The organism is Rhodococcus sp. UYP9 (assembly GCF_040547235.1).
GTDB lineage: Bacteria > Actinomycetota > Actinomycetes > Mycobacteriales > Mycobacteriaceae > Rhodococcoides.
Genome location: NZ_JBEPPH010000001.1, coordinates 237,549 through 253,890, shown reverse-complemented (window position 1 = coordinate 253,890; position 16,342 = coordinate 237,549). Strand labels below are relative to the sequence as shown.

The following is a 16,342-nucleotide window of genomic DNA, read 5'->3' as shown; positions in this document are numbered from 1 at the left end:
AAAATGGTCCCATGGTGAACAAGTCGAAGAAGCCCTACGTAGATCCAGGCTGGCCGGAAACCGCTCGCGGTGACCATGCGGTCAGTGAATTGGCGTCCTCGCGCTCGGGAAGCTTGTCGCCGTTCGGCGAGGAAACCGAGTTTCCGTTGCCCGTGGACCAACTGCTGTACGCCCATCCAGTGACCGTCATCAACCGTTAGATCCGAACCACGAAAAGGGCCCCCGAGTAATCGGGGGCCCTTTTCGATGGTGTGGAGTTTCTACTGAGGCAGGAATGCCTTGTTTGCCTGGTAGAAATTGACGACCTGCGGGTCGAGTTGGATGCCCTGTGTCGCGTTCTGAATGAACGAAGAGATCGCCGGATCGTTCGTGACGGTCTGAACGGCGCTGGTGATGCCGTCGATTACCTCGGCGCTGCCGTCGATCGTGGGGATGCTCGTGAGGTCGGGGAGCTTGGGTGCCTCGGGAGCGGACTGTGGGGATGCAGGCGCGCTGCGCTCGGTGGGCGAACTGCTCAGGCCCAGGCTCGACGAGCAGGAGGGCCATGCGCCCCAGCCCTGCGAGGCGAGAACCTTCTCGGCAACGACAATCTGCTCTTCGCGGCTGGCCTGGTTCGCGGTGGCGGCGTACTGCCCGCCGCCATGTGAACTCCAGGTGCTCGGGGAGAACTGCAGGCCACCCTGGAATCCGTTTCCGGTGTTGATGCCCCAGTTACCGCCTGCTTCGCACTGTGCGAGGCGGTCCCAATCGGAATCGGGGGCTGCACTGGCGGTGCCGGTGAAGGCCATGCCTGCTGTGCCCATGATGGCGCCGGTGACGGCGACCTTGGCTACGGTCCGGCCGGTGGTGGTCGGCTTGCGATGACGTCCGCTCATACGAGTTGAAATCCTCTCCACTGGCGCCTGCGAGGTCAGCTGTCGGGTTCGGGCTGAGAGGTAGCCCGGCCCAGCGCTTCCAAGTGGAAGTGCGTGGGCTTCACCCCAAGGAAATTCTCTGCCGAGGTAGTGAATTTCCGGTTATCCGAGAGGACGTGTGGGTCCCCCGTCCTCGTCCCCTGGGTGTTCTTGTGGGGGTCCGTTCCCGCGGGACGAGGTTTGGCGCTGCGGGTCCGGATTCAGCCGAAGTTTCTCAGCCGTGGACGACGGTACTGAAATTCCCGCGGAGTGTCACTATTTGGTAACTCTTGGTTTTTCGGGTCGTCCGGGTGTGCGGCCCAACACAGTTTTCGTCATCGGCCGAATGTGCAGCTAGCGGCGTTGCCGTCGAGTGAACCCCTGGGCGTTGCGCATCCGTTACCCGGTCGTTATGTGATGGAAGTCACACCCATCCGGGAATGGTGCTGGAGTGTCAGGAGTCGACGATGTCCTTGCCGAGCGGCATGAGTGAGATGGGAACCATTTTGAGGTTCGCGATGGCGAGTGGAATGCCGATGATCGTGATCGCCATCGCAATGGCCGACACCACATGCGCGATGGCCAGCCAGATGCCGGCAACGATGAGCCAGATGACGTTGCCGACAACCGCCGCGACCCCCGATGTCGGTTTGTCGACGATCGTCTTGCCGAACGGCCACAGGGCGTAGACGCCGATGCGGAAGGACGCGATACCGAACGGGATCGTGATGATGAGGATGCAGCAGATGATGCCCGCTGCGAAGTAGCCGATAGCCAGCCATAGTCCGCCGAAGATCAACCAGATGATGTTGAGAATGACTCGCATGTGTGCCCCCTGTTTATCTCGCCCGTCGGCCGGACAGCAAGGCAAACACTATCGCCAGCACGAAGCCCAGGGGCGAGAAGATCATTGCGGTCAGATAAAGCCACAGCGGGGGGTCGTCGCCGGAAAGCGCGGGTACCGCGAAGATGGCGACTATCGCGGCCAACCCGATCGCAAATATCGCCAGCGAGATACGAAGGAGGGTCGTGCCGTTTCGGGGTGTTTGATCAGCCACGTCGGTAACGGTAGCCCGACAAACCGGCGTGCTGCCGGGCACTCCTTCGCGCTATGCTGGGTCATTCGCGTCCAACACAGCTGTTGGGCGCGAAATTTGTGCAAAACAGGCTAGTTACCGAGACAAATGGACGGGTGAGCGCAGTGCCTACCGGCAAGGTGAAGTGGTACGACGTCGACAAGGGATTCGGCTTCCTCTCGCAAGAAGAAGGAGAGGACGTCTACGTCCGCTCGTCGGCGCTGCCAGCGGGTGTCGAAGGCCTCAAAGCAGGCCAGCGCGTCGAGTTCGGTATGGCCGCAGGACGCCGTGGGCCTCAGGCGCTGAGCCTGAAAGTTCTCGAGCCGGCTCCCACCCTGCGTCAGAACACCGCCAATCGTCGTGAGCCCGTCGAGCGTAAGCACACGCCCGACGAGCTGCACGGGATGGTCGAGGACATGATCACGCTTCTCGAGGCAACGATCCAGCCTGAACTGCGTAAGGGTAAGTACCCCGATCGCAAGACCGCCCAGAGGATCTCCGAAGTGGTCAGGGCCGTCGCGCGCGAGCTCGACAGCTAACCGGTCGGTGTCGTCGCGATCGACCAGATCGCGTGGCTGATGATCTCTTCCTGCTGGGTGTCGGTGTCGATGATGCCGGAGGGCAACCTGATTTCGACGCCCAGCAGTGCTCGTCCGTCGGCGTCGACGGGTGGCACGGTCAGACCCAATTTCTGATCGGGCAGGTACAGCGAGTCGGTTTCGACGACGTCGGCCCCGGCTTCGTCGGAGTACACCGCGGCGAGAATCCACGGCGCCGAGGTGATCTCGGATGGCAAGGACAGCTGCAGCGGGTAGCCCTCCCGAACCGGCACGCTCGCGCTCGATCCATCGTTCTCACACAGTGGCGCCTCGACGGGGCAGTACAGGTACGGCTCGACGGTGACGGCTTTCCCGTCTGCGAATGCCGTGATGGTCGGTCGGTGCGCTGGAGCGTCGGAGACGAGTTGCGCGAGCACGGCGACGAATGCCACGCCCACGACGATCAGTCCGGCAGCGCCGATCGCCAGTAGCTTCTTGGTCTTCGGTGCAAGATTCACTTAACTCACGTTCTCTTGGGGTGAATAGTCGGGACTGCGCTGCTCGGCGTGCTCGGGTCGGTTTCCGCCGAGTCCGGGGAGCAGTGTCTTGCCTCGGTAGGTGAGGATGGTCTGCACCAGGCCGATCGTAAGCAATATCGAGACGACCGTGAAGCCGAGCCAGTACTCGGTGGGCAACAGCACGCCCAGCGTTCCGCCGAGTACCCAGCACAGCTGAAGGACGGTCTCCGAACGCCCGAATCCGGACGCAATGGATTCGGGTGGGAGATCGGATTGCAGAGATGCATCGAGCGAGACCTTGGCGAGCGCACTCGCACAGGAGGCGACCAGCGCGGCCAATGCAGCGGTCAGCAGGCTGTCGGTGACGGCCGCGACGATGGCAACGACGGTGACGGCGAACGTACATCGGATGATCATGATGGACGGGCGGCCGAGCTTGATCCGAGCGCCTGCGGCGTTGCCGGAGAAGTTGCCGATTGCTGCGCATGCACCGACCAGTCCGAGCATCGCGGCCTGTTTGATCGGCTCGTGTTCGGTCTGAGCTTTGGCGACGAAGGCTATGTACAGCGTCAGAAATCCGGTGAGTATGCGTACGGTTCCGTTGCCCCACAGGCCGACGATGACGGCTTTGCCCAGCGGTTGACGGCGGTTCTTCGGTGGTGTGGTCCCCGGCTTCGCGCGGTGCATCACCTCTGTCTCGGCGTCGTCACCGTGGTATCTCAAGGTGGCTGGAACTTCGCCTTCGGTCACTTCGACCCACGACGGGATCCGCATGCTGAGGTAGGCGCCCAGCACGGTGATGGCAGCTACGAACCACAGTGCGCCCGGCGATCCGGAGAGCCAGGCGATAGCGCCCGCGATGCCGCCGGCGACAATTGTTCCACCGATCAGGCCGAACACTGTCAGGCGAGAATTGACACGAACGAGGTCGATCTCGGGTGGAAGTACACGCGGGGTCACGGCGCTCTTGAGCACTGCAAAGGATTTACTGAACACCAGCATGCCGAGCGCAGCCGGATAGAGAATCCAGCTGTCGAAGTTGAACACCAGCACGACGGCCAGGACGGTTCGCAGTAGGAACGAACCGGCGAGTGCGAGCCGTCGACCATGCTGCAGCCGATCGAGCATCGGTCCGATCAGCGGCGCTATCAAAGCGAACGGAGCGATGGTGATGACGAGATACAGCGCAACCTTCGTCTTGTCCTCACCGGTCGCGGCGGAGAAGAAGAGTGTGTTGGCCAGCGCGACTGCCGTGGCGGCGTCGGAGGCGAAATTGGCCATCGTCGCGTACGTCAGCGCGGTGAGTCCGGATTTGTCGGCACCGTCTGCTTTCGCGGCTCGATGGAAAGTCGCGATGCCCTTGTTGGTGAGCTCGCGGCTACGCATCGCAGCGACGCGAGTGACGGTCAACTTGCGGGGCATGGGCGGCGGCTTCGGTCCACGCGGACGATCACCCGACGGGGTCGTCGACGGGTGAAGTGGAGGCAGCGGGGTTCTGCGGCTGGCGGCGCGTGGAGCCGGCGGATAGTTCTCGAACCCCGGGTGGTCCTCTCCCGGCGGGGTGTCGGAGTCTCGAGGGTCTGTCACGTCGTCAATTCTGTCCTAAAAGTGGAGGGTGTGAGTACACCGACTCACTCCACGGGTGTGAACTCCACCTCGAACATGCTCGGCCACAGCTTTCCCGTCACCAGAAAGCGGTCGGTGCCGGGTATCTGGGCGATCCCGTTGAGCACGTCGGCGCCGTCGCGCTCGCGCTCGGACATCGAGTTCCACAGCGGTTCGGCATCGATGATCTCCGACACCGTCCCGGTGGCAGGGTCGATCCTCGCAATATCGAACGTGCGCCAGAGGTTGGCGTAGACCGATCCGTCTTCGGCGCATTCGAGTTCGTTCAACGATTCGAGCGGCGATCCGTCGAGCGTTACCTCCACGGTGCCGGTGGCCTCGAACGTGTCCGCATCACGGAAGGTCAGCATCGACGACCCGTCGCTCATCACCAGACCGTCCGCTGCCGCGCACAGACCCCAGCCTTCGCCGTCGTAGCCGACCTCGCGCGCGCCGGCCAGAGTGGTCTTGTCTCGGGCGAACGCGGTTCCGTTCTGCCAGGTGATCTGCCATACGGTGTCGCCCGCGACGGTCAGGCCCTCGCCGAAGTATTCGGCGGGCAGATCCACCCGCCGCAGTTCTTTGCCGGTGTCCAACGACGACACGCGCACGTACGACGAACCCTTGCGGCCGGTGCCCTCGTAGAGCTCCCCGTCATCGATCTCCAGACCCTGGGTGAACGCGGAACGGTCGTGCTCGAGGGTCCTGACCACGGTGACCGTCGACCTCATTGCCGAAGAATCTGCGCTGACCTCGGGATCCGCCGAGCACCCGACAAGCAGAATCGGCACCGCGAGGACGCCGAGAACGCGGCGAAGCGAGGCGATCATCTGCCCCATCATGGCAGCCCGAACTGGGCACTCCGGAAGTGATGCGGCAAAATGAACCTGTGAGTTTCGCATCTTTCCCAGAGCTCGACCAGATTCGTCCTGTCCTAGCGGAAGCCGCCGAGTTGGCGCGCCGTGCTCTGATCGACCTGGGTGAAGGCGGCGTCGGCGATTATCTCGGTGTCACCGCCGAGGACGACAACGCGGCGACACATCGCTTCATCGCCGACCTACCCGGCTATCGCGGATGGCAATGGGCCGTGGTCGTCGCAGCCCCCGCCGACGCGGACAGTGCCACCATCAGCGAACTCGTCCTGCTGCCGGGCCCTGATGCCCTGGTGCCGCCGACCTGGCTGCCGTGGGACGAGCGCATCCGCCCCGGTGATCTGGGGCCGGGTGATCGGCTCCCACCGCGAGCGCACGATCCGCGTCTCGTCCCCGGGTACGTCGCCACTGGCGACCCTCAGGTCGACGACGTCGCGTACGAGCTCGGCCTGGGCCGTCCGCAGGTTCCCAGCCGTGAAGGGCGTCTCGACGCGGCCGAGCGCTGGCACGACGGCGAGTTCGGTCCGAACAGCGAGATGGCGAAAGCCGCACCGTCGACATGCGGGCTGTGCGGGTTCTATCTCCCGCTCGCTGGATCTTTGTCGGCGGCGTTCGGCGTCTGCGGCAACGAGTATGCGGCCGACGGCCATGTAGTGCACGTCCAGTACGGCTGCGGTGCACATTCCGATACCGAGCTGCCCACCGGCGCCGGGTCGCCTGCCTACGATCCGTTCGACGACGCGGCCCTCGATGTCACTGCGCAAGCGCCTACTGCTCCGGCTCCCGAGGTCGAGAACACGTTCGTGCCAGACCATGCGTCCGAGACACTGCAGGACGCGCAATCGGACAGTTGAGAGATCCGTACGACACCGAGGCGCTGCGCGCCTCGACTCTGTCTGCCTGGACGGATTCGCCCACCCGGTTGCGCGAAGACGCTGCGACCGAAGCAGACCTGGTGCGCGGGGGATATCGCGATCGTCTGCTGACCGAACTCGCGCAGAATGCTGCCGATGCGGCAGCCCGAGCGGGAGTCGCGGGACAGATGCGGGTCTGGGTGTCCGGTCGCGATCTACACGTTGCCAATACCGGTGCACCACTCGATCGAGATGGAGTCCACGCGCTGACGGCGCTGCGGGTATCGGCCAAGACATCCGGTGTCGGTCGCTTCGGAGTGGGTTTCACTGCGGTGCGTTCGGTCAGCGACGAGATCGAATTTCGTTCCACGGCAGGTGGAGTGCGCTTCAGTGGCGCCAGTACCCGAAGTGTCCTCCACGATGCTGGCCTCGAAGTACCCGATGCCGGGGTCCCGGTGTTGCGACTTGTCTGGCCTGCCGAAGAACCTCCAGCAGTAGGGTTTTCGTCGGAGATCATCTTGCGGGACGTCGAGGTGGCCGGGCTGCTCGACGCTATGCGCGCCGAGGCGATCGATTTGTTGCTCGAATTGGAATCGCTGGTCTCGATCGAGATCGGCGAGGATCGGTTCGACCGCACTATCGAGGGGGAGGGCCTCGAGTCGGTGAAGGTCGGCGACCTCGAGTGGTGGCAGTTCCGCACCGCTCACGCCAGATGGCTCGTCCCTGTCTCCGACGGGGTGCCGGCGACGGTGGCATCGGATGTGCTTCGCGCACCTACTCGTTCGGACGAGGAGTTGTCACTGCCTGTGCTCGTCGTCGCGGACGTGCAGATGCAGCCGGACCGTCGACGCGTTCTTCCCGGTGCGCACCTGCAGCGCGTCGCGGAGGGGTACGGGGAGATGATCGCTGCCTTTCCTGCCCGGTTCAGAACTCGACTGGTTCCGGTACCGGGCTTTCCGCGCAGCGAGGTCGACGGGATCTTGCGTGAGCAGATCCTTCGGGAATCCGTCTCTGCCCGTTGGCTTCCCTCGGTGACCGGTGAGAATCTGATCCCCTCGCGGGCGATGGTGCTGCCGGGACTCACCGACGAGCTCGGTGAGCTTCTAGCCGATGTATTCCCCGATCTGGTCGGGGCCGCGCTCTCGGGTCCGCGGCACGCAAGCGCGCTTACTGCGGTCGACGTACACCGAATCGGCCTCGCCAGACTCGCCGAGATGCTGACGGGTATAGACCGTGAACCTCACTGGTGGGGCCGACTGTACGACGCGCTCACCCCGCTGGTCACCGACGGCGTGGCCGCGGAAGAGCTTGCAGCGCTGCCGGTTCCGCTGTCGGACGGTCGGACGATAACCGGTCCCCGTACTGCCGTTCTCGGAGCGGGCGTCAGTGGCGTCGGGTCGGTGCATTGGGCCCGGCTGGTGCATCCGGACGCGGTGAGCCCACTGTTGTCGAGGTTGGGCGCGGTGGAGGCGACCGCAACCGATCTGCTGTCCGACACGGCACTCGAAGCGCTACTCGAGGACCTCGACTGGGACGATTCCGACGCCGTCGGCGATACCGTGACTTCGGTCCTGGCGCTCGCCTCGTCCGCGGGGGAGCTGCCTTCCTGGATAGGTTCCTTGCCGCTCGAGGATTCCGATGGTGAGCTTCGCGCCGCCGATGAATTGCTGCTGCCCGACGCCCCGCTTGCTGGCTTGTTGGTGGAGGACTCACCTTTCGGGCTGGTCGCGGATCCCGTCGTCGCGCACTACGGGCCTGCAGCATTGCGAGCGGTCGGAGTGGGCTGGGGATTCGGCACCGTGACCGACGACCTCCCGACCGGTCCGGATCATGACCTCGACGACGAGGATTCGTGGTGGGCTTCGTTGGCGGAGGATCCGGCGGTGCTCACTGCTGTGCGCGACCTCGATTTGGTCGATGAGCAGCGGTGGCCGGATGCGTTGACGCAATTGATGTCCGATCCGGCGACCCGAGCGGCGGTGCAGGCGCGGGACGGGTACACGGCGTGGTGGCTGCGTACGCACGCCCGAGTCGACGGCGAGCGGCTGGGAAGCTATCGAGCGCCCTCGGACTTCACGTTCGCCGGTTTGCTCGATCCACTCGATCACCCGAATGCCGACGATGTGGCGGCGGCTCTGGCACCCAGTTCGTGCGACAGCGCATGGTTCACCGGCCTGATTCTCTCGAGATTGGCCGATCCTTCGCGATCGCCGACTCCTGCGGTCATTTCGCGAGCTCATCGACTCGTCGCCGACGCTGTCACTTCGGGGCGAGTGGAACTCGACGAGCTGGATGCGCCGAGGAGGGTGCGTGCTGTTTCCGGCAGTCTCGTCGATCCTGCCGACGCGATCGTGCTCGACCGTCCATGGTGTGTGGCCACGGTCCCCGCCGACATCGCGATCCTGTCGTCCATGGATACCGCGTCGTCATTGGCGTCGATCCTGGACGTGCGCACCGCGTCGGAATCGATCTCCGCAGAAGTGCTGGGAATCGGCCGGGTGAGTTCGTGGGATCGCGAGCCAGGGGCAGTACTCGCATGCGCAGAAATGGGCGTGGAGCTGCCGGTCGGGCAGGTTGTCGTGCACCGCGATCTCGTCGTGAGACTCACCGGGGCAGTCGAGGGGGAGCGTCACCTCGCCTGGTGGGTAACCGAGGACGGAACAACACATTGCGCGCAGAGTTGGGAGCGACCCCGTGGACGGTGACGTGCTGGCGTGGATGGTCGAGCACCGGGTTGTGTGGCTGACCACACTCTTCTGGATCGTCACCACGCTCGGAAACACAGTGGCGATGTTTGTCTTGTCGATCACCGGATGCGCAGTCCTGCTGCGGGCCGGTCGTCGACCGGAAGCAGTCATGGTGGGTGGCGCCATGCTCAGTGGCTGGGGGCTGATGAGCCTGTTGAAGCTGATCTTCGGGCGCGAGCGGCCACCGATACCGGAAAGGCTCGTCGAGATCTCCACGCACTCGTTTCCTTCGGGGCACGCGATGATGTCGGCGATCCTCGCCACGACGGTGACCGCGGTGCTGCTGCGGTCGACCGCGTTATGGCTCAGAAATCCGGTTGTTCTCGCGATACCAGCGGTTGCATCCCTGGCGATCGGCTTCTCGCGGATCTATCTCGGCGCGCATTGGACGACGGACGTCCTGGCGGGATGGTGCTTCGGTATCGCGTGGGGGTTGCTCTGGATTTATGCGCTCAGCGTGCGAAATCGCTTCGCTGTGCGATGACGAGGAGTTCATCGCGCATCGAAGGGCTGCTGACGGCGTGTGCGCGTGCGTAGAGGGCGCGGAGCGAGCGAGCGTGGGTACGACGATTGCGGTACTGCGTGACGAGCTTCATGACCTGGCCTTCGGGTAATTCATGGGATGAATCAACTGACATAACCCATACTCCCCGCAAACCCTGTGTTACTCAACCCTAATAAAGGTGAGTTTCCGCACGTCAGACCGCTGTGCGTGACTGCGGTTACGTGAGGCCGCGTTGAGCGGTCCTGTTACCGCGACGAGCGGCAGCTCTCTGCATGAGGAACAGCGTGAAGCCGACCAAACCGACGGCGACGCCGGTCCAGCAGGTCGGCAGCGCATCCGCCCACCTATCGCCACTGACGAGCACAACCACGGTAGCAACAACCCAGGCGAAAATGCCGACCGCGATGACGGGCGCGGGATCTGTGAGCCGTACGCTCAGCGCGGGGGTTTCCGGCTTACTATCCACGAAATGTAGGTTACTCCCATGGCGTCGCCCAAAATTCTGGACAACTACTTCAAAATCACCGAACGTGGATCGACGGTCAGTTCGGAAGTGCGCGGCGGCGTCGTCACCTTCGTGGCGATGGCATACATAGTCGTTCTCAATCCGCTGATCCTCGGCAGCTTCTCGGCCGACGATGCCGCGGCCAAGCCCGATGTCCTCGGCAATATCCTGCCCGTCGCGCAGGTCGCCGCGGTGACAGCGCTCGTCGCCGGGTTCATGAGCATCTTGTTCGGCATCGTTGCCAACTATCCCTTCGGTATCGCCGCCGGACTCGGGATCAACACGCTTCTCGCCGTCACCATCGCTCCACAGGTGACGTGGCCGGAGGCCATGGGGCTCGTCGTCATCGACGGCATCATCATCGTGTTGCTCGCGCTGACGGGCTTTCGTACTGCGGTGTTCAACGCCATTCCGTCCGAATTGAAAGCGGCGATCGCGGCGGGCATCGGGACGTTCATCGCGTTCATCGGACTCGTCGACGCCGGCTTCGTGCGACGCATCCCCGACGCCGCCGGCACCTCGGTCCCGGTCGGCCTAGGTATCGACGGCTCCATCGCCTCGTGGCCGACGGCGATCTTCGTGTTCGGCCTGCTCTTGATGGGCGTTCTCGTGGTGCGGAAGGTACGCGGTGGCCTGCTGATCGGCATCGTCGTCACCACAGTGCTCGCGGCCGTCGTCGAAGCTTTCACCGATATCGGACCGTCGAACGGGGTGGATCCGAAAGGCTGGAATCTCAGCGTTCCGATCCTGCCCGATCAGCTCATCCAGACACCGAACCTTTCCTTGGTCGGCGATGTAGATCTTTTCGGCGCGTTCACCCGCATCGGAGTCCTCGCAGCGAGCCTGCTGGTGTTCACTCTCGTTCTGGCGAACTTCTTCGACGCGATGGGGACGATGACCGGGCTCGGCAAGGAAGGCGAGCTGATGGATGACAAGGATCAGCTCCCCGGAATCGGCAAAGCGCTCGTCGTCGAGGGAACCGGCGCGATCGTGGGCGGTGGCGCGTCGGCGTCGTCGAACACGGTGTTCGTCGAATCGGCGTCCGGTATCGCCGAGGGCGCGCGAACCGGTTTGGCCAACGTCGTGACCGGTCTACTCTTCCTGGCCGCGATGTTCCTGACACCACTCACTGCCATCGTTCCTATCGAGGCTGCCTCTCCGGCGCTGGTGATCGTCGGTGCCTTGATGATCGGACAGGTTCGCGAAATCGACTTCTCCAAGTTCGAATTCGCGCTGCCGGCATTCCTGACCATCGTGGTCATGCCGTTCACGTACTCGATCGCGAACGGCATCGGAGTCGGGTTCATCACCTGGGTAGTGCTCGCAGTGGGGCGCGGCAAGGCGAAGGCGGTTCATCCCCTGCTTTGGGTCGTTGCCTTGATGTTCGTCCTATATTTCGTCGTCGGACCGATCACTGACGCGGTTACGTAGGCCATAACGCGCACCAGGGCGTAGTCTCTGCGCTGTGACGTCGGGAAACAGCGTGAAAGACAACCGTGAGTTGGCAAGCGATCTATCGCTGGCCGTGGTGCGATTGACTCGCCACCTGAGGGGGAGACGTGTCGACTCGCAAGTGTCGCTGACTCAGCTGTCAGCTCTTGCGACCTTGAGCCGTGAGGGCGACATGACGCCGGGGGCACTGGCGGCCCGCGAACGAGTGCAGCCACCATCGATGACACGCGTGATCGCGTCGCTGGCGGAGCTCGGACTGGTGGTACGCACTCCGCATCCCACCGACGGCCGACAGGTGATCGTGTCGCTGTCCCCGTCCGGCAACACGCTGATCGCCGACGAGGCCAGTGCGCGTGAGGCGTGGATGACCTCTCAGTTGGCAGGCTTGAACGAGACTCAACTCGTAGTTCTCCGCGATGCGGTCGACATCATCGGCGCGCTGGTCAACGACTCCGAGTAGGTAGTTCGTTACCTGAGGTTAGTATTTGTGGAGTGCCCTCTGCTTCCCCGATGTTCGCTGCATTGCGAACCCGCAACTACAGATTGTGGGCGTCCGGGCAGATAGTTTCTCTGGTCGGAACGTGGATGCAGAGGGTGGCGCAGGACTGGCTCGTGCTGACACTGTCGGGCGGCAACGGCGTCGCTGTCGGCATCGTGATGGCCCTGCAGTTCGGACCGACACTGCTGCTGTCGGTGTGGGGCGGGGTGCTCGCAGATCGGTACGACAAACGAACACTGCTGATGATCACTCAGGCCTTCGCAGCGGTCTGCGGGCTCGTGCTCGGTCTCCTCGACGTCGGCAATCTCGTCGAACTGTGGCACGTGTACGTCATCGCGTTCGTTCTCGGCTGTTCCTCTGCCATCGACGCGCCAGTGCGTCAGTCCTTCACCATCGAGATGGTAGGCAAAGAGACGCTGGCGAATGCAATTGCGTTGAACTCCATGACCTTCAACATGGCACGCATCATCGGACCGGCTCTGTCGGGTGTGCTCATCACTTTCATCGGTACCGGGTGGGTGTTCCTGATCAACGCCGCGTCGTTCGCGGCGGTGTTCGGCGCTCTCGTCGCGATGCGATCTGCCGACCTCTTCCACGTAGAACGAGCCGCGCGCGCGAAAGGCCAGGTATGGGAAGGCTTCCGGTACGTGTGGGGGCGAGACGATCTGCGCGTTCTCCTGGCAACGGTGTTCATGGTGTCGACGTTCGGATTGAACTTTCCGCTCAGCCTGGCAGTGTTGGCTCGCAACACCTTCGGTAGCGGCGCCGACGCATACGGTCTGCTCTCGACGACCCTCGCAGTCGGCACCCTTGCAGGCGCGACCCTTGCGGCCCGCCGAGCCGGCACGCCCCGCCTGCGGTTGTTCATCGGTGCCGTCATCGCTTTCGGGGTGTTCGAAATACTCGTCGGACTGATGCCGAACTACACACTCGTTGCAATTCTGCTCGTCCCGACCGGAGCGTTGACTCTGACCTTCACCACCTCGGCGATGAATATTTTGCAGATGTCGGTGCCGTCGGAGATGCGTGGGCGTGTGATGGGCATCTACATGCTGTGCTTCCTCGGAGGCACCCCTGTCGGCAGCCCGGTTCTCGGCTGGCTGGCCGACGTGCTCGATCCGCGGGCACCGCTGGTGTTCGGCGGGATAGTGTCGCTGGTCTCCGGGGTCGGGGCGGCCGTCTACCTGATGAAGCACAACAATCTGCGCCTCCGGATCGACCCTTGGCGGCGAAACGAGAGTCGCCGCTACGTGAGGTCTAGAACCCCCAGCCCATGACCGACGCACGGTCGGTCGAGAACGCGAGATCCACCGTGTGCAACGCGTCCGAATCCCGGCTCCACAGGCGATTGGAGGCCGCGAACCTAGTGGCACGGTGAGTGCCGAAGTACAGACTGCTCAGCACATCGAGCTTCATCGACGCGTCGGCGGGCGCATCGGTTCGAGTGACGGTGGCCTTTCCGGCACTGATCGTGACGTCGAAGGTTCCGCCGGCCTCGAGGAACGGATCGAAGACGTCGAGCACGAACTGCGCGTCGACGGCGTAGGTACGGGCTTCGAGGGCAGCTTCGACATTCATGACACGGCTCCACAGCGCGTCGTGGTGACCGGTGATCTTCGGTAGTCGATTGTTCGTCAGCAGGAACGGCAACGGCTCGTCCGGGGCCTGACTGACCTCGATGGTGTCGACGAGATCGATCCCGACGAGCACCTGCCACATCTGGGCATACGCGTCGTCGGTGACGGCGATGAACTCCTGAACGACGACCTTGGTGTCGCCGGTCATGTTTCGGCGGTAGGCGACGTAGCCGTCCGGGTGAACCATGAAGAAGAGCGCGGTCAATCCTTCTCGACCGTTTTCGCGGTCGGCGAAGAAGCGCTCCCAGCGGATGGGCGGCTTCGGTTGTGCGCCTGCCGTCTTGCGCTGCCAGCGATGGTAGATCTCGGGAAGCAGAGTCGACGCCTCGGTGGACTCCACCAACCGGACGTCGGTCACCGCGGGTACGTCCGGATGGAATTGGGCGAAGCGGCGATCGAGAACTACTCGGTGTTCCTCGGTGGCAGGCCCGTAGCCGAAGCGTCGGTAGATCGTGGCCTCACTCGCCGTCAGCAGCGACAGGGGGGCACCTGCCGCTTCGAGATTGCGATGCTGCTCGGTGAACATGCGCCGGAGGATTCCGCGGCGGCGATGCGTCGGTGCGACCGAAACCCAGGACACGCCCGACGCCTCCACCTGAGCGCCTCCCGGGACCGTCACGGACATGGGGAAGTGCATCGCAACCCCGACGGGCGTGCTTCCATCCCACGCCATGACGACGTGACGCGAACTGGTGAGAATCTGCGTCTCGGCAAGGTCCTCGGCATTCTGGTGTTCACCGAATGCATGCGCATCCAGAAGCGCCACGGCATCCCAGTCGTCGTCGGTTGCCGTCCTGACAGTGATCGTGCCCTCGGTATTCATCGCACTCGACCTTTCCATACAGATGCCAAGATGGTCACGTGGTAAACGTAATCGACATCGACGACTCTGCCGATCCGCGACTCGACGACTTTCGCGACCTCAACTCCTCCGACCGTAGACCGGACCTCCCCGACGGGAAGGGGCTGGTGATTGCCGAGGGCGTTTTGGTGACCGAGCGGTTGTTGACCTCGCGGTTCCCGACGATAAGCCTGCTCGGCGTCGACCGCAGGCTCGTAGAACTGGGTTCACGCCTCGATCGGGTGGATGTTCCGTTCTATCGAACCAGTGCCGAGGTGATGGCCGACGTCGTCGGATTTCATTTGAACCGTGGCGTGCTCTCGGTGGCGAGTCGGTCCCCGGAACTCGACATGGCCGACGTAGTCCGCGATGCTAAGACTGTCGTAGTGCTCGAGGGCGTCAACGACCACGAGAATCTCGGTGCAATGTTTCGTAACGCCGCAGGCCTCGGCGTGGACGCTGTACTTTTCGGAGCGGCATGCGCCGACCCCCTCTATCGTCGTGCCGTACGAGTGTCCATGGGACACGTACTTCGGGTTCCGTTCGCGCGCGTTCCGGACTGGCCGCGGGGCTTGAAGATACTCCGCGACAGCGGCTTTCAGGCCATCTCGTTGACGCCGAATCCGTCGGCGATTCCGCTTGCCGAGGCGATGACGGGGGAGAAGGTCGCCTTGCTACTCGGCGCCGAGGGGCCGGGGCTGACCGAACATGCCATGCGTGCGACCGACATTCGCGCACGAATTCCGATGGCGCCCGATACCGACTCGCTCAATGTGGCCACCGCGGCTGCGATGGCGTTCTACGAACGGGTGCGCGTGCAGTGACCGAGCACGTCGCCTATACCGGTATTCCGGTCGCGCTCTTCGCAGCGGTCCTCGTCGGGGCCGCACTGACAGCGTTCGGCCTCGAGCTCGCAGCCGTCAACGTATTCCTGGCGGTGGGGATCAACTTGATCGTCGTCGGTGGAGCTGCGCCGACCGTGCTGCGCTTTCGGCACACGCCGCTGTGGCGGTGGCTGGTGTACGGAACCTGTGTCGGTGCCGTTCTCAGCTTCGTGGTTCTGGGGATTTCCGTTTCAACCACCGCATGATCGAGCGATCCGGCATCGGCTCGGGTGGGGCCTGGTCGGGTGGGGTCTGTTCGACCTGTCGGGGTTCCTGACCGGGCGCGTACATGGTGAAGCCACATGCCTGCAACGAGATCGGATCGAACTCGTCGCCGCGTGGCGCGCCGGTATAGCGGTAGCCGAGCCATTCGGAGTTGGCTGCTTCGGCAAATTCCTGTGGGTGGAACGGAAGCGAGAGTGGGTCCGGCATGACGCCGGACGGATAGACCAACGGGTGCTCGCCGGCCCAGAAGCGTCGTTCCCACACCAACGGCAGACCGGAGTCCTCGTAGATGTAGATCGGAGTCGCGCTGAACGAACGTCGCAGGGTGCCGCGTTCCCAATATGCGAAAGCACCCCACGCCGTCTCCGGGTCCGTCATCACGAGATACGTGCGCTCGGCCGCCAAAGGGTGAATCCAGGGCTCGGGCAAAGTCGACGGAGTGGCGACGGCCAAATCGGCCGAACAGACCACGGTAACGCCCGGATACGCCCCGATGTAGATCTCGTCGGGGCCGACCCCGGCCACGGCCGACACCGGGGAAAGTTGGCTCGGTACGGCGACGCGATCGGGGAACAGGCGCCCGGCCAGCGCTGACGCCGTATCCCAGTCCGAAGTTGTAGAGGATCTCAAGACTGCGATCGGGTCAGGGGTATCTATGTACCAGACAGTCGATGCTTTGGCCCCCACTCC

General features: G+C 63.7%; 20 protein-coding genes and 1 riboswitch. Of the genes, 10 read left to right on the top strand and 10 right to left on the bottom strand.

The window, feature by feature from the left end; all coding sequences use genetic code 11:
- The first annotated feature begins 11 nt into the window (after positions 1-11).
- Complete coding sequence (locus ABIB36_RS01300; RefSeq protein ID WP_084347541.1) at positions 12-200, top strand: hypothetical protein; 189 nt, start codon at positions 12-14, stop codon at positions 198-200.
- A 60-nt stretch (positions 201-260) separates the two neighbouring features.
- Here ABIB36_RS01300 and ABIB36_RS01295 read toward each other — a convergent pair whose 3' ends face one another.
- From ABIB36_RS01295 to ABIB36_RS01285, 3 genes are all read right to left on the bottom strand, one after another.
- Positions 261-875: a transglycosylase family protein gene (locus ABIB36_RS01295; RefSeq protein ID WP_084347543.1), complete on the bottom strand. Its 615-nt coding sequence runs from the start codon at positions 873-875 to the stop codon at positions 261-263.
- An 8-nt stretch (positions 876-883) separates the two neighbouring features.
- Positions 884-1,071, bottom strand: a riboswitch (cyclic di-AMP (ydaO/yuaA leader).
- Positions 1,072-1,347: 276 nt separating this feature from the next.
- Complete coding sequence (locus ABIB36_RS01290; protein ID WP_084347545.1) at positions 1,348-1,719, bottom strand: YccF domain-containing protein; 372 nt, start codon at positions 1,717-1,719, stop codon at positions 1,348-1,350.
- A 13-nt stretch (positions 1,720-1,732) separates the two neighbouring features.
- A complete protein-coding gene (locus ABIB36_RS01285; protein ID WP_084347547.1) occupies positions 1,733-1,951 on the bottom strand; it encodes an Asp23/Gls24 family envelope stress response protein in 219 nt (72 codons plus the stop codon).
- 143 nt (positions 1,952-2,094) lie between these two features.
- On the opposite strand from ABIB36_RS01285, the gene ABIB36_RS01280 reads away from it, so the two are divergent.
- Positions 2,095-2,508: a cold-shock protein gene (locus ABIB36_RS01280; RefSeq protein ID WP_179142357.1), complete on the top strand. Its 414-nt coding sequence runs from the start codon at positions 2,095-2,097 to the stop codon at positions 2,506-2,508.
- Here ABIB36_RS01280 and ABIB36_RS01275 read toward each other — a convergent pair.
- From ABIB36_RS01275 to ABIB36_RS01265, 3 genes are read right to left on the bottom strand one after another with little or no spacing between them, the layout of a single operon-like run.
- On the bottom strand, positions 2,505-3,026 hold the full coding sequence (locus ABIB36_RS01275; protein WP_084347551.1) for a DUF2771 family protein: 522 nt from the start codon (positions 3,024-3,026) through the stop codon (positions 2,505-2,507). The two genes, ABIB36_RS01280 and ABIB36_RS01275, sit on opposite strands and share 4 nt — an antisense overlap.
- The gene (locus tag ABIB36_RS01270; protein WP_179142341.1) at positions 3,027-4,613 is read right to left on the bottom strand and encodes an MFS transporter; all 1,587 of its coding nucleotides are present in this window, start codon (positions 4,611-4,613) and stop codon (positions 3,027-3,029) included.
- A 44-nt stretch (positions 4,614-4,657) separates the two neighbouring features.
- Positions 4,658-5,470, bottom strand: coding sequence for a glutaminyl-peptide cyclotransferase (locus ABIB36_RS01265; protein WP_084348046.1), 813 nt, complete (start codon positions 5,468-5,470; stop codon positions 4,658-4,660).
- Positions 5,471-5,502: 32 nt separating this feature from the next.
- Here ABIB36_RS01265 and ABIB36_RS01260 point away from each other — a divergent pair, with 32 nt between their 5' ends.
- From ABIB36_RS01260 to ABIB36_RS01250, 3 genes are read left to right on the top strand one after another with little or no spacing between them, the layout of a single operon-like run.
- On the top strand, positions 5,503-6,357 hold the full coding sequence (locus ABIB36_RS01260; protein WP_084347553.1) for a DUF3027 domain-containing protein: 855 nt from the start codon (positions 5,503-5,505) through the stop codon (positions 6,355-6,357).
- Entirely contained in the window at positions 6,354-9,062 is a 2,709-nt protein-coding gene (locus ABIB36_RS01255) for a sacsin N-terminal ATP-binding-like domain-containing protein (RefSeq protein WP_084347555.1), read from the top strand. Before ABIB36_RS01260 ends, ABIB36_RS01255 begins: the two co-directional genes overlap by 4 nt.
- Complete coding sequence (locus ABIB36_RS01250) at positions 9,052-9,588, top strand: phosphatase PAP2 family protein (protein ID WP_084347557.1); 537 nt, start codon at positions 9,052-9,054, stop codon at positions 9,586-9,588. The genes ABIB36_RS01255 and ABIB36_RS01250 overlap by 11 nt, the downstream gene beginning before the upstream one ends.
- On the opposite strand, the gene ABIB36_RS01245 is transcribed toward ABIB36_RS01250, so the two are convergent.
- Entirely contained in the window at positions 9,557-9,742 is a 186-nt protein-coding gene (locus ABIB36_RS01245) for a hypothetical protein (protein ID WP_143542169.1), read from the bottom strand. The genes ABIB36_RS01250 and ABIB36_RS01245 overlap by 32 nt on opposite strands.
- Positions 9,743-9,826: 84 nt before the next feature.
- Positions 9,827-10,075 (bottom strand): DUF2530 domain-containing protein, encoded by a 249-nt coding sequence (locus ABIB36_RS01240; protein ID WP_354558936.1) that lies wholly within the window; start codon positions 10,073-10,075, stop codon positions 9,827-9,829.
- An 18-nt stretch (positions 10,076-10,093) separates the two neighbouring features.
- Here ABIB36_RS01240 and ABIB36_RS01235 point away from each other — a divergent pair, with 18 nt between their 5' ends.
- Genes ABIB36_RS01235 through ABIB36_RS01225 form a run of 3 tightly spaced genes read left to right on the top strand, consistent with a single transcriptional unit; the run spans position 10,094 to position 13,342 of the window.
- Positions 10,094-11,545 (top strand): NCS2 family permease, encoded by a 1,452-nt coding sequence (locus tag ABIB36_RS01235; protein WP_084347561.1) that lies wholly within the window; start codon positions 10,094-10,096, stop codon positions 11,543-11,545.
- A gap of 52 nt (positions 11,546-11,597) precedes the next feature.
- A complete protein-coding gene (locus tag ABIB36_RS01230; protein ID WP_084347562.1) occupies positions 11,598-12,026 on the top strand; it encodes an Rv0880 family HTH-type transcriptional regulator in 429 nt (142 codons plus the stop codon).
- 50 nt (positions 12,027-12,076) lie between these two features.
- The gene (locus ABIB36_RS01225) at positions 12,077-13,342 is read left to right on the top strand and encodes an MFS transporter (RefSeq protein WP_354559282.1); all 1,266 of its coding nucleotides are present in this window, start codon (positions 12,077-12,079) and stop codon (positions 13,340-13,342) included.
- On the opposite strand, the gene ABIB36_RS01220 is transcribed toward ABIB36_RS01225, so the two are convergent.
- Positions 13,323-14,525, bottom strand: coding sequence for a GNAT family N-acetyltransferase (locus tag ABIB36_RS01220; protein WP_084348047.1), 1,203 nt, complete (start codon positions 14,523-14,525; stop codon positions 13,323-13,325). The two genes, ABIB36_RS01225 and ABIB36_RS01220, sit on opposite strands and share 20 nt — an antisense overlap.
- A gap of 38 nt (positions 14,526-14,563) precedes the next feature.
- On the opposite strand from ABIB36_RS01220, the gene ABIB36_RS01215 reads away from it, so the two are divergent.
- Both ABIB36_RS01215 and ABIB36_RS01210 read left to right on the top strand, forming a co-directional pair.
- Positions 14,564-15,367: a TrmH family RNA methyltransferase gene (locus ABIB36_RS01215; protein ID WP_354558935.1), complete on the top strand. Its 804-nt coding sequence runs from the start codon at positions 14,564-14,566 to the stop codon at positions 15,365-15,367.
- Positions 15,364-15,633, top strand: coding sequence for a DUF2537 domain-containing protein (locus ABIB36_RS01210; RefSeq protein WP_084347568.1), 270 nt, complete (start codon positions 15,364-15,366; stop codon positions 15,631-15,633). Before ABIB36_RS01215 ends, ABIB36_RS01210 begins: the two co-directional genes overlap by 4 nt.
- Here the strand turns inward: ABIB36_RS01210 and ABIB36_RS01205 are convergent.
- Positions 15,590-16,339 carry a DUF6928 family protein gene (locus ABIB36_RS01205; protein ID WP_502944857.1) on the bottom strand — a complete coding sequence of 250 codons (750 nt, stop codon included), beginning with the start codon at positions 16,337-16,339 and terminating at the stop codon, positions 15,590-15,592. The two genes, ABIB36_RS01210 and ABIB36_RS01205, sit on opposite strands and share 44 nt — an antisense overlap.
- Between the last annotated feature and the right edge of the window lie 3 nt (positions 16,340-16,342).